Raw genomic sequence first — 12,043 nt, 5'->3', positions numbered from 1 at the left:
CTGGCCGCGCAGCAGGCCGCCCACCAGAGCCTCAACCAGGACCTGCGCGGCACGCTGGAAGAGTTCGCCAGCGGCTTCGACGCCCGCACGAGCGCTCTGGTCGGCACGGTGTCGAGCCAGCTGAGCGACAGCACGACACAGATCGCCGCCGCCACGGCCGCCATGACGGGCCACTGGCGCCAGGCGCTGGACAGCCAGCAGACCGCCCAGCAGGCGCAGGCCGAGGCCCTGGAAGGCGCGCTGGCGCGCTTTGGCAACCAGTTCGAGGAGCGTTCGCAGGCTTTGGTGCAGCGCGTGGCGCAACGCTTGGATGACAGCGCCGCCACGGTGTCCGGCCAGGTGCAGGAGGCCTTGCACAGCTGGCAGCAGGCGCTGCAGGAACAACAACAGAACCAAGGCGCGCTGACCGACCGGATGGCTCAGGCCCTGGCGCAGGTCGCCGCCGATTTCGAACAGCGATCGGCCAGCCTGCTGACGGACATGAGCGCCCGCCTGGACGGCACGGCCCGCGCCGTGGCCGAAGGCACCGCCGGCGCCCTGCAGGACTGGCATGCTGCCCTGCAGGCGCAGCAACAGACCCAGCAGGCCCAGGCCGAGACTCAGCGCGACGCGCTGCAAGCTCACACCCAGGCTTTTGCCGCGCGTTCGGCCGAGATGGCCGCCGAGATCGCGGCCCGCATGGACCAGAGCGCCGGCCAGCTGGCCGAGCTTTGGCAGCAGGCGCTGGCGCGCCACGAAGCCGCGGGGCAGGCGCTGCTGCAAGCCCAGCAACTGGCGCAGCAAGCCAACGCAGATCGCTTTGCCGAACAGTCGCAGGCTTTGCTGGCCACCGTCGACCAGGCTCACGGACGTCTGCACGGCGAACTGGCCGCCCGCGATGAGGCGCGCCTGTCGGCCTGGACAACGTCCCTGGCCGGCGTGGCCGCTGCGCTGCGCACCGAATGGGAAGACACCGGCACCCGCACGTTGGCGCGCCAGCAGGAAATCTGCGATCGTTTCGCCGCCGCCGTGCATGACATCACCACCCAGGCCGAACACCAGTCGCGCCAGACCATCGGCGAAATCGAACGCCTGCTGGAAGCCGCCTCGCAGGCTCCCAAGGCCGCCACCGAAATGCTCGCGGAACTGCGCCAGCAGCTCAGCGACAGCCTGGCGCGCGACAACGCGATGCTGCAGGAGCGCGGCCATCTGCTGCAGACCGTGGACACCTTGCTGGCCGCCATCAACCATGCCAGCGGCGAACAACGCCAGGCCATCGACGCGCTGGTGGCCGCTTCGGCCGAACTGATGGGACGCGCCAGCGAACAATTCGCCGCCCAGGTGGAAGACAAGGCCCGCCAACTGAACGAGACGGCGGGCCAGATCGAGGGGGCCGCGGTCGAGGTCGCCAGCCTGGGCGAGGCTTTCGGCGCAGCCGTCGCGCACTTCGGTCAGGCCAATGAAAAACTGTTGATCCAACTCGAACGCATCGAGGGCGCGCTGGGCCAGTCGCTGGCCCGCAGCGACGAGCAGCTGGCCTATTACGTGGCGCAGGCACGTGAGGTGGTGGATCTGTCCATGCTGTCGCAGAAACAGATCCTGCAGGAACTGCAACAGATCAAGCGTGAAGGCGGCGACGCGGCATGAACGACGACCTGGACCACGGCGTACAGAACCCGACCCCGGCCTGGGCCGTTTTCGGCGACCTGATGTCGGTGCTGCTGGGCGCGTTCGTGCTCATCCTGGTCGGGACGGTCGGCGTTCAATTGCAGCTGTCCGCCAAGCTCGAAGAAGAAGTGCGCGAACGCCAGGCCGAAACCCAGCGTCGCGAAACCCTGGAGCAGGCGCTGGCCGCGCCGCTGGCGGCCGGCCGCGTCACCTTGGTCGACGGCCGCATCGGCATCAGCGGCAGCGTCCTGTTCGCGCTGAACTCCGACCGCCTGCAACCCGAAGGGCGCGAAGTCCTCGACAGCCTGGTCGAGCCGCTGACGCGCTATCTGCAAAGCCGGGACGAAATCCTGATGGTCAGCGGCTTTACCGACGACCGCCCCATCAGCGAGCACAACCGGCGTTTTGCCGACAACTGGGAGCTCTCGGCGCAGCGCGCGCTGACCGTCACCCGTGCGCTGATCGAGGCCGGCGTGCCGTCGCGCCTGGTCTTCGCCGCGGCGTTCGGCGCCGAGCAGCCCGTGGCCTCCAACGAGGACGCCGACGGCCAGGCCCAGAACCGGCGGGTCGAGATCGCGCCGGTGCCGCGCCTGAGCAACGGCCAGGAAAGCCCGCATGGACAACCCTGAATCCCTCTCGCCAACGCAACAGCTGGAGCAGTGGCAGGCGCAGCAGGCACAGGCGCCGGACCCGGCCGCCTTCGCCCTCATGCAGGCCCTGGCGCGACGCCTGCCGACACTGCAGGGCAGCGCCCGCCAAGCCGTGCAGGCGCGCCTGCAGGCGCAGCTTGAGCGCCATGCGCAACGGCTGCAAGCCGACACCGCCCTGCGGCCCGCCCGGCCGGGCGCCCCCGGCCCGCTCACCGATCTTCTGGCGCACGCCCGGGCGCGCGCCGTGCTGCAGGACGCCCCTGACGACGGCAGCCTGGCCTATCCCGAATTGCCCTTGCTGGACGAAGTGCGCGCGATCTGGGGCCGCCTGAACGCCGAAAGACAGCTGCGCCAGTCCATCGAACAACTGCCCGAAAACGCCGGCCCGCTGAATTCCGACCATGTGGTGCTGCGCGCCCTGACGCACATGCGCGAGCTATCGCCCGATTACCTGCATCACTTCATGGTGTACGGAGAGACCCTGGCCTGGCTGGAGCGGATGAGCCCGGCGCCCGGCGCCCCGGCCCGGGACGGCAAGCCCGGCGCCAAAAACGCCGGCAAGCCGGCCGCCAAGGCAGCGGCGAAACCCCGCAAGCCGCGCAAGACCGTCGCCGAAGCGGCGCCCGATGAAGCGGGCGGCGAGCGCTAACGCGGGCAGGCAGGACGCGGCGGCGGATCGCCCAGTTGCATCCTGTCGAACAAACCGAGAGAGGCGGCCGGAGCGATTCTGATCACCTGGCCCCCGGCATCCTGAATCACGCCCTGGCTGGCGTCGACATCGCCGTGACCATCCTGGCGGGCAGGCGTCTCAGGCGGGGCGCGGAAAACCCAGGGCCGGCCCGGCTCCTCACGTGCGACGGTCTTCACCCGGGTGCCGGCCGGATACGCCATGGGCCCCAGCCGGTACGGGCAGACCAGCGCGCCGGCGTCCAGGGCATAGAAATCCCGTTGCGCATCCAGTCGCAGGCTGGCCCCGGCCAGCCACATGCCCTGCAAGGACAGCAGGGCGCCGTCCTGCCAGCGCAGCGTCCAGCGATCGGGATCCACATGCCCGTCGATATAGACCAGCCCGGTGCTGGCGCGCAGTTCGACGCCAGCCTGCGCCAGCGCGCCCTCATTGCCCGGCGCGAGGATGCAACGCTCGAAGCGCGGCAGCCCGGCCTCATCGGGCTCGAACCCCACTCCCTGGCTGCTGTCGCACAGCCAGCCCTGCACCGGCTGTGCGTCTTCGCCATAGACGATCAGGCTGTTCCAGTCGAAGCCGGTTTCGTCATAGGTCTTGGGGTCGTAGCGCGAGGACACGTGGCGCTGCAGCCGCCCGACCTGCAGGCCCTCGATGAGGACCGGCGCCGGAAAACGCGCCTCGATGAAGCTTTCGGGCCGGCCTTCGCGCCGCAGCGTCAGGGCAGTACCGGCAGGCATCGCCAGCCCATGCAGCTCACGCGCCTCGTCCAGCACGATGTGGCGCTGGGCCTCGATCAGGGCCTGCTCGCGCTCGAACTCCCAGAGAAAGTAGTAGAACCGCAGGCCCTGGACGGCGATCCAGGCCAGGGGCAGAAACAACAGCAGCGCGCGCAAGGGATGCGCACGCAGCCTGGCCCGCCAGCCCGGACGCCGCCACAAGCCCACCGCCCATACCGCCAGCGCCAGCAGCGCCGGCCAGGTCAGCAAGGGCAGGAGATAAAACCAGAGGGAGGGAACGGCGATAGGAATCATGCCGGCATGATACCGCCGCCCCATGCACACCCTGCGGCGACCGGGCCTGGCGCGCCGTGTTCAAGAGCGCCGGGAGTCGGGGATGGATGAGCCGGCTGGCATGCGCCGGGGCCGCGGGCGGAAACGGCCAGCTTTGCACGGCCATACCGCGTGACAATGATGCCGGGCCGACTGGCGGCCCGGAAAAACCGCAGCCCGCCTGCGGGCGGGCTGCGTACGGAGTCGCCGGCCGATCAGCCCAGCTTGTGCAGCCAGCCGTGCTTGTCTTCGGCGCGACCGCGCTGGATATCCTGCAGGGCGGCCTTCAGACGCTCTGTCACCGCGCCGGGCTTGCCGTCACCGATGGTGAAGGCGTGCTTGCGACCCTTGACGTGGCCGATGGGCGTGACCACGGCAGCCGTGCCGCAGGCAAACGACTCGGTCAGCTTGCCGCTCTTGGCATCGGCCTGCCACTGGTCGATGGAGTACGGCTCCTCGCGCACCGTCAGGCCCATGTCGCGCGCCAGCGTGATGAGGGAGTCGCGGGTGATGCCCGGCAGGATGGTGCCGGTCAGGGGCGGGGTCTGCAGCGAACCGTCAGCAAACACGAAGAACACGTTCATGCCGCCCAGCTCTTCGATCCAGCGGCGTTCGACGGCATCCAGGAAGACCACCTGGTCGCAGCCTTCGCGTGCGCCTTCGGCCTGGGCCTGCAGGCTGGCCGCATAGTTGCCGCCGCACTTGGCGGCGCCCGTGCCGCCAGGCGCCGCGCGCGTGTAGTTGTCGGAGACCCAGATGGTCACGGCCGCGGCGCCGCCCTTGAAGTAGGCGCCCACCGGCGAGGCGATCACGGCGTAGAGGTACTCGGCCGACGGCTTCGTGCCCAGGGCCACTTCCGTGGCGATCATGAAGGGGCGCAGGTAGAGCGACGCGCCATCGGCCGACGGGATCCAGTCGCTGTCGGTGCGCACCAGCGCCTCGACCGAAGCGATGAACAGATCTTCGGGCAGCTCGGCCATGGCCATGCGGGCGGCCGAACTGCGGAAGCGGCGCGCGTTGGCGTCGGGGCGGAACAGGGTGGCGCCGCCGTCGGGCAGACGATAGGCCTTCATGCCTTCGAAGATTTCCTGGGCATAGTGCAGCACCAGCGCCGAGGGATTGAGCGCGAATTCGCTGCGGGCCACCACCTTGGCGTCATGCCAGCCGCGCTCGGGATGAAAGCGGATAGTGGCCATGTGGTCGGTAAAGATGCGCCCAAACCCGGGGTCCTGCAACAGACGCTCGCGTTCGGCCGGCGCGACGGCATCCGCACGCCGCTCGATCAGGATGGTGGGCTTGTCTTGACTCATTGTTGTCTCCAGCAGTCAGGGTATGGCGAACGGAGTGTCGCGCGAAGGTAATGCCGGCAAGGATAACGCCAATATCCCGGCCCCAGAAAGCATGGCGCGTCCGCAAATGCGCCGGGCCGGGGCGGCCGTGCAGACCGCCCCGGCCCGGGGCCAGGATAAAAAACGCGTGGCAGACCCGGCATGGGCTACCGGACGCGGGGGCTTCGCCAGCCTCGCCGCGCCGTCGGAGGGCCTGCGGCACGCGCAAACGATCACCGGGCCAGGCCCGGCTGCAGGTTTATTCCGGCTGGATACCGGCGTCCTGCATGACCTTGATCCAGCGCTTGCTCTCGGCCAGGTTGAAAGCCTCGGCCTCCTGCGGGCTCATGGCGCTGGGCAAGGTGCCCTGCGACTTCAGCGCCTCGACCACCTTGGGCGATTGCGCAGCCTGCACCATGACCTGGTTCAGCTTCTCGATCACGGCATCGGGCGTATCCTTGGGGGCCCAGAGACCGTACCAGGTGACGATGTCGAAGTCCGGCAGCACGGTTTCATGCAGGGTGGGCACTTGCGGCAGTTCGGCCAGCCGTTCCTTGGTGGTCACGGCCAGCGGCTTGACGCGGCCGCTTTCGATCAGCGGCAGGGCCGGCGCCAGCGGCGCATACATCACATCCACGTGCCCGCCGGCCACGTCGGTCAGGGCCGGGCTGCTGCCGCGATAGCCCACGTGGGCGATCTTGGTCTTGGCGGTGGAGTTGATCAGCTCGCCCACCAGATGCGGCAGGGTCGCCACGCCGGGCGAGGCGAACGACAGGCTGTCCGGGTTGGCCTGGGCGTACTTCAGCAGCTCGGCGAAGTCCTTGAAACGGGAGTCGGCCGGCACCACGGCGACCATGGGTACCGTGCCCAGCACGCCGACCATGCGGAAGTCCTTGATCGGGTCGAAAGACAGCGACTTGAACTGGGCCGGATAGATGCCCTGCACCGACGGGTTCATCAGCAGGGTGTAGCCATCGGCCGGCGACTTGGACACCGTGGCCGCACCGATGGTGCCGCTGGCGCCCGGGCGGCTTTCGATCACCAGGGGCTGGCCCAGGATCTCGCCCATCTGCACGGCGATCACGCGGCCGACCACATCGGTCGGGCCGCCCGGCGCCCAGGGCATGATCACGCGGATGGGTTTGTCGGGGTAGTCGCCCGCCACCGCCGCCGTCAGCGGCGAACCGGCCAGCAGGGCTGCCGCGCACGCCGTCACAAGAAACTTACGCTTGTTCATCTACTGCTTCCTTCCAGAAAAGTTAAGTTGGCCGAGGGCAGCGCCTGGGCAAGCCAGGCCTTGACCTCCTCCAGTTGGCGCCCGATGGTGGCTTCGTTCTTCAGCATGCGGCCCAGCGGGCCGGCCACCACAATGGCAAACGGTTGTTCAAACGCCCGGAACCCCAGCGACAGCGACATGACGTCCTCGACGTGCTCGCCTACCGAGCGCTGCCAGCCGCGCTGCACACCTTCGTTCAGGTCATCCAGCAGGGCCTGGCGTGAAGCCAGCGTGCGCTCGGTATAGGCCTGCAGCTCGCCGTAGCCTTGCAGCCACTTCTGCCGCTCGGCCGGGCTCAGCATGGCCAGCAGCGCCTTGCCCGAACTGGTGGCGTGCACCGCCTTGAATCCGCCCGGCTGATGGCTGAAACGGATTGTCTGGCGGGACTCGGCCACGATCAGGTAAACCACCTGCGAGTCGGCCAGCTTGGCCAGGATGGCGGTCTCGCCGGTCAGGTTGCGCACCTGATCCAGCAAGGGCGCCAGCAAGGCATTCAGGGGGTCTGCATGGCAGATCAGGCTGGCCACGTGCATCAGCTTCTGGGTCGGGTAATAACCCAGTTTCTTGCCGATCTCATACAGATAGCCGCGCGCCACCATGGTCTTCAGGAGCCCATGGCAGCTGGACAGCGGAATCTGCATCTGGGCGGCGATTTCGCTGTAGAGCAGAGGTTTCTGCTCCTCGGCAAAGAGGTTGAGCACGTCTAGCACACGGCCGGCTGTTTTCACGTCCATGATGAAAGTATCCTATACATGATAAAGTTGAGTCAAATCCCACGACCACAAGGAGTCATGACGTATGCGTTGGAAAAATCGTCCCGAAGGATCTAACTGGGGGGACTTCGGCCCCGACGATCAGCGCGGGTGCCTGAACTACATCACGCCCGAAAATGTCCTGAAGGGTATACGAGAGGTCAAGGAAGGATTGAGCTTCTGCCTGTCGCTGCCGCTGGACTATCCGGGCGGCAACGCAGTCAACGTGCGGCGTCATCCGCCCAAGCTGCGTCCCACCGAGCGCGACGGCGACTTCTATCTGAACTTCCCGCTCGGGCGGCTGCGTCCGGGCTGCGTCGACGTGCTGAGCGATGACATCGTCGAGATGAGCCTGCAGTACTCGACCCAGTGGGATTCGCTGGCTCACGTGGGCGCCCTGTTCGACGCCAACGGCGACGGTCTGCCCGAGCGTGTCTACTACAACGGTTTCCGCCCCAACGACGATATCGTCGGCCCGGTCGACTATGACGTCGACCAGGGTTTCGCCAAAACCGACCTGGGCCAGGGCGTGGCCTCCAATGCCAAGAAGCTGGACATCACCCAGCTGGCCGAATCCTGCCTGCAGACGCGCGGCGTGATGATCGACCTGGCACGCCACTACGGCCGCAGCGCCAAGTCGGTGGGCTACGACGACCTGATGCGCATCCTGGATGCCGACAAGATCGAGATCGGGCGCGGCGACATCCTGCTGTTCCATACCGAATTCGGCGATTGGCTCCTGGAGCAGAACCGCCAGCCCGACGAGCACGAGATGCATCGGGTCGCCGCCGGCCTGGATGGCAGCGACGAGAAGCTGCTGCAATGGATCAGCGACAGCCAGGTGGCCGCCATGGCGTCGGACAACCATGCGCTGGAAATCTATCCGACCCAGAAGCCCAACGCCTGCTGCGCCGCCCTGCCGCTGCACCATCACTGCATCTTCAAGCTGGGCATGCCCATCGGCGAGATGTGGTATCTGGGCAAGCTGGCGCGCTGGCTGGCCGAGCACGGTCGCCATCACTTCCTGCTGACCGCCCCGCCGCTGAACCTGCCGGGCGCCGTCGGCTCGCCGGCCACCCCGGTGGCCACGGTCTAGCCTTCAGTGCACGCGCCGCCGGTACAGGGTGCTGCGGTGCACGCCCAGTGCGCGCGCGGCACGGCTGACGTTGCCGCCGTGCGCCCGCAGTGCCGCCTCGATGGCGGCATCGGCCTGCTCGCGCAGCGCCGGCCCGGGCGGCGCCGCCTGGCGGATCTCGGCCGGCAGCATGTCGCGTTCGATGCCGCCGCTGGCGCGCGCCAGCACGCGCAGGGTGCGCAGCACCGCATCGAGCTGGCGGTAATTGCCCGGCCAATCGTAGGCGGCCAGCTCGGCTTCGATGGCCGGCGGCAGCGCCTCGCCCTCCCCCCACATCCGGCGCAACAGCGCCAGGCGATCGTGATGCTCGCGTAACGGCGGCAACGCCACGGTGTATTCGGCAATCCGGTAATAGAGGTCATCGCGCAGCGGCGCCTGCCCAGGCCCGCGCGCCAGCGGACGGTGGGTGGCGCAGACCAGCGCGAAGTCCACCGCGACAGGCCGGCCGGCACCCAGCGGCGCCACTTCGCGAGACTGCAGCACGCGCAGCAGGCGGGCTTGCAGCGGCAGGGGCATGTCGCCGATTTCATCGAGGAACAAAGTCCCGCCCTGCGCCTGGCGCAGCAGCCCTTTGCTGCCTTGACGGCGCGCGCCGGTGAATGCGCCCTCTTCATAGCCGAACAGTTCCGCCTCGATGAGGCTTTCGGGCAAAGCCGCACAATTGACAGCCACGAAGGGGCCGCCAGCACGCGCACTGCGGGCATGCAGGGCGCGCGCGAAAACCTCCTTGCCGGTGCCGGTCTCGCCTTGCAGCAGCACCGCCACGCCGGCGTCGCTCAGATGAACGGCCCGGGCCAGCGCAGCCAGCGTCGCGGCCTCGAAGCAGCCGGCCGGCTCGCCGGTCGCCCTATCCGGCCGGGGCGCGGACCGGGGCGGCGCAGGCACGGCGGACTGCCGGCGCGCCGCTGGCAGCGGATCACACAGGCGCAGCAGCCGACCCTGGCGCGTGCGTGCCTGGCCGTCCCGGGGTTCGCCGTCGAACAGATCGCCATAGCGCAGCGCGCCGATAGCCGAACGGTCCAGCGCCAGCAGCGCCCGCGCATCGCGGTCGGCCCCCACCAGCCGCGGCCCGTCAAAGGCCAGCCAGGCCTCGTGATCGCCCGCCTGCAATCGCAAGACCTCGTGGTCGCCGTGGGCGGCCTGAAACAAGGCGCGCTCGATGCGGGCAACCGCTGCGCGCAAGGCGGCCAGCGACTCGGCGCTGGCCTGCGCGGCAGGGTGGGAGAGGTCCAGCACGCCCCGCACCCGCCCCAGGCTGTCGAAAATCGGCACCGCGCTGCAGGTCAGGATGCGGTTGGCCTCAAGGTAGTGCTCGCCGCCGCGCACCACGAGCGAACGGCCCTCGGCCAGGGCCGTGCCGATGGCATTGGTGCCGGCAGCTTCCTCGCCCCAATGCGCCCCCGGCAGCAGGGCCACGCGTGCAGCCTTCTCGGCAAAGCCGGTGTCGCCCTCGCAATCCAGCACCAGCCCCTGCTCGTCGGTCAGGATGAGCAGCCGGCCGGGGCCGCGCAATGCGGCCATCGCCGCGGCCGCGCGGGCGCGCAGGTCCTCGTTGCGCTGACGCGCCTGGCGTAACTCGGCATCGGTCAGGGGGTCGCGCGCCTGACGTGCGCGCATGTCCAGGCCCGATTCGGCGCAGCGCCGCCAGGACCGCAGCAGCGGATCGGCCAGCAGGCCGACCGGCTCGATGCCCTGCTCGGTAAAAAGAGTGCGGGCCTGGTTCAACGCCCGTTGTCGATAGACCATGATGTCTCCTTGCCCGGCGTTCTGCGACGCCTGTCGCGCGACACTGTCGCGGATTGCGACACCCAGCCCGGGCCACAGGCCGTTGCCGCGATGACGCTGTCCTACTTTCGCACGGCAGCCCGGCGCTGTCCATGCGACCCCCACAGCTGGCACGGGATTTGCTTGAGCCTTACAGGCAGGCGGCCGGCCCGACCGGCCGCCCTGGCGATTCCCACAACAGCCGGATACGGAGACAAGCAATGAACCACGCCACCCCCATCACCCCCGCCACCTACGGCACCCGCCTGGCCCTGAAGGCGGAGTATGGCAACTTCATTGGCGGCAAATGGCAGCCCGCCGCCGATGGCGCCACCTTCGATAACGTCACGCCGGTCACCGGCCAATTGCTGTCGCGTCATGCGCGCTCCGGCGAGCGCGACATCGAAGCCGCCCTGGATGCAGCCCACCGCGCCGCGCCCAGATGGGGCGCCACGCCAGCGGCCGAACGCGCCCAGATGCTGCAACGCATCGCCGACGTGATGCAGGCCAACCTCGAAACCCTAGCCACGGCCGAGACCTGGGACAACGGCAAACCCATCCGCGAGGCGCGCGCCGCCGATATTCCGCTGGCCATCGACCACTTCCGTTATTTCGCCTCGGCCATCCGCGCCCAGGAGGGCGGCCTGTCGGAAATCGACGCCGACACCGTCGCCTATCACTTTCGCGAACCGCTGGGCGTGGTGGGCCAGATCATCCCCTGGAACTTCCCCATCCTGATGGCGGCCTGGAAACTGGCGCCCGCTCTGGCGGCGGGCAACTGCGTGGTGCTCAAACCTGCCGAACAGACGCCGCTGGGCATCCTCATCCTGGCCGACCTGATCGCCGATATCCTGCCGCCGGGCGTGCTCAATATCGTGACGGGCTTCGGCCTGGAGGCCGGCAAACCGCTCGCCTCCAACAAGCGCATCGCCAAGATCGCCTTCACCGGCGAGACCACCACCGGCCGCCTCATCATGCAGTACGCGTCGCAGAACATCATCCCGGTCACGCTGGAGCTGGGCGGCAAATCGCCCAACATCTTCTTTGCCGACGTGGCCGCGCAGGATGACGCCTTCCTGGACAAGGCCATAGAGGGCTTCGTGATGTTCGCGCTGAACCAGGGCGAGGTCTGCACCTGCCCCAGCCGCGCATTGATCCAGGAATCGCTCTATGACCGCTTCATGGAGCGCGCGCTCAAGCGCGTGGCCGCCATCAAGCAGGGCAACCCCCTGGATGCCGACACCATGATCGGCGCGCAGGCCTCGGCCGAGCAACTAGAGAAGATCCTTTCCTACCTGGACATCGGCAAGCAGGAAGGCGCCCAGGTGCTGGCCGGCGGCGAGCGCGCACAGCCGGATGGCGGCCTGGCCGAAGGCTATTACGTCAAGCCGACGGTATTCAAGGGCCACAACAAGATGCGCATCTTCCAGGAGGAAATCTTCGGGCCGGTCGTGGCGGTGACGACTTTCAAGGATGCCGACGACGCCCTCGCGCTGGCCAACGACACGCTCTATGGGCTGGGCGCAGGCGTCTGGTCGCGCGACATCAATACCTGCTATCGCCTGGGGCGCGGCATCAAGGCCGGGCGGGTGTGGACCAACTGCTATCACGCCTACCCTGCCCATGCCGCCTTCGGCGGCTACAAGCAGTCGGGCATCGGCCGCGAAAACCACAAGATGATGCTTGACCATTACCAGCAGACCAAGAACCTGCTGGTGAGCTATTCGCCCAAGGCGCTGGGCTTTTTCTGACCCTGA

General features: G+C 68.3%; 10 protein-coding genes. 5 read left to right on the top strand and 5 right to left on the bottom strand.

The genetic code is table 11. From position 1 onward, the window contains the following. From A7V84_RS10850 to A7V84_RS10840, 3 genes are all read left to right on the top strand, one after another. Positions 1–1,626 (top strand): DUF802 domain-containing protein (locus A7V84_RS10850; protein ID WP_156508018.1); only part of this gene is annotated, 1,626 nt, incomplete at its 5' end. Beyond that, a complete protein-coding gene (locus A7V84_RS10845) occupies positions 1,623–2,276 on the top strand; it encodes an OmpA family protein (RefSeq protein WP_025512847.1) in 654 nt (217 codons plus the stop codon). The genes A7V84_RS10850 and A7V84_RS10845, both read left to right, overlap by 4 nt. Next, positions 2,263–2,946 carry a DUF2894 domain-containing protein gene (locus tag A7V84_RS10840; RefSeq protein ID WP_052125829.1) on the top strand — a complete coding sequence of 228 codons (684 nt, stop codon included), beginning with the start codon at positions 2,263–2,265 and terminating at the stop codon, positions 2,944–2,946. The genes A7V84_RS10845 and A7V84_RS10840 overlap by 14 nt, the downstream gene beginning before the upstream one ends. Here A7V84_RS10840 and A7V84_RS10835 read toward each other — a convergent pair. The 4 genes from A7V84_RS10835 to A7V84_RS10820 all read right to left on the bottom strand — a co-directional run bounded on the left by A7V84_RS10835 (position 2,943) and on the right by A7V84_RS10820 (position 7,369). Next, positions 2,943–4,013 (bottom strand): hypothetical protein, encoded by a 1,071-nt coding sequence (locus A7V84_RS10835; RefSeq protein WP_033535577.1) that lies wholly within the window; start codon positions 4,011–4,013, stop codon positions 2,943–2,945. The two genes, A7V84_RS10840 and A7V84_RS10835, sit on opposite strands and share 4 nt — an antisense overlap. A 233-nt stretch (positions 4,014–4,246) precedes the next feature. Continuing rightward, a complete protein-coding gene (locus A7V84_RS10830) occupies positions 4,247–5,341 on the bottom strand; it encodes a branched-chain amino acid aminotransferase (protein WP_025512850.1) in 1,095 nt (364 codons plus the stop codon). A gap of 277 nt (positions 5,342–5,618) precedes the next feature. Further along, entirely contained in the window at positions 5,619–6,596 is a 978-nt protein-coding gene (locus tag A7V84_RS10825) for a Bug family tripartite tricarboxylate transporter substrate binding protein (protein WP_025512851.1), read from the bottom strand. Next, positions 6,593–7,369 carry an IclR family transcriptional regulator gene (locus A7V84_RS10820; RefSeq protein ID WP_025512852.1) on the bottom strand — a complete coding sequence of 259 codons (777 nt, stop codon included), beginning with the start codon at positions 7,367–7,369 and terminating at the stop codon, positions 6,593–6,595. Before A7V84_RS10820 ends, A7V84_RS10825 begins: the two co-directional genes overlap by 4 nt. Positions 7,370–7,433: 64 nt before the next feature. Here A7V84_RS10820 and A7V84_RS10815 point away from each other — a divergent pair, with 64 nt between their 5' ends. Next, on the top strand, positions 7,434–8,483 hold the full coding sequence (locus A7V84_RS10815; protein ID WP_025512853.1) for a cyclase family protein: 1,050 nt from the start codon (positions 7,434–7,436) through the stop codon (positions 8,481–8,483). A gap of 3 nt (positions 8,484–8,486) precedes the next feature. Here the strand turns inward: A7V84_RS10815 and A7V84_RS10810 are convergent, their stop codons facing one another. Then, on the bottom strand, positions 8,487–10,268 hold the full coding sequence (locus A7V84_RS10810) for a sigma-54-dependent Fis family transcriptional regulator (RefSeq protein WP_033535421.1): 1,782 nt from the start codon (positions 10,266–10,268) through the stop codon (positions 8,487–8,489). A 239-nt stretch (positions 10,269–10,507) separates the two neighbouring features. Between A7V84_RS10810 and adh the strand changes: the two genes are divergently transcribed. Continuing rightward, the gene (gene adh, locus A7V84_RS10805) at positions 10,508–12,037 is read left to right on the top strand and encodes an aldehyde dehydrogenase (RefSeq protein WP_025512855.1); all 1,530 of its coding nucleotides are present in this window, start codon (positions 10,508–10,510) and stop codon (positions 12,035–12,037) included. Positions 12,038–12,043: the final 6 nt, after the last annotated feature.

The organism is Bordetella trematum, assembly GCF_900078335.1.
Taxonomy (GTDB): Bacteria; Pseudomonadota; Gammaproteobacteria; order Burkholderiales; family Burkholderiaceae_B; genus Bordetella; species Bordetella trematum.
This window is presented reverse-complemented; position numbering and strand designations above follow the sequence as displayed.

Bases quoted from the DNA above. Each gene is read 5' to 3' on its own strand.
- A7V84_RS10845 (WP_025512847.1), top strand. From the start codon at position 1,623: ATGAACGACGACCTGGACCACGGCGTACAGAACCCGACCCCGGCCTGG.
- A7V84_RS10840 (WP_052125829.1), top strand. From the start codon at position 2,263: ATGGACAACCCTGAATCCCTCTCGCCAACGCAACAGCTGGAGCAGTGG.
- A7V84_RS10835 (WP_033535577.1), bottom strand. From the start codon at position 4,013: ATGATTCCTATCGCCGTTCCCTCCCTCTGGTTTTATCTCCTGCCCTTG.
- A7V84_RS10830 (WP_025512850.1), bottom strand. From the start codon at position 5,341: ATGAGTCAAGACAAGCCCACCATCCTGATCGAGCGGCGTGCGGATGCC.
- A7V84_RS10825 (WP_025512851.1), bottom strand. From the start codon at position 6,596: ATGAACAAGCGTAAGTTTCTTGTGACGGCGTGCGCGGCAGCCCTGCTG.
- A7V84_RS10820 (WP_025512852.1), bottom strand. From the start codon at position 7,369: ATGGACGTGAAAACAGCCGGCCGTGTGCTAGACGTGCTCAACCTCTTT.
- A7V84_RS10815 (WP_025512853.1), top strand. From the start codon at position 7,434: ATGCGTTGGAAAAATCGTCCCGAAGGATCTAACTGGGGGGACTTCGGC.
- A7V84_RS10810 (WP_033535421.1), bottom strand. From the start codon at position 10,268: ATGGTCTATCGACAACGGGCGTTGAACCAGGCCCGCACTCTTTTTACC.
- adh (WP_025512855.1), top strand. From the start codon at position 10,508: ATGAACCACGCCACCCCCATCACCCCCGCCACCTACGGCACCCGCCTG.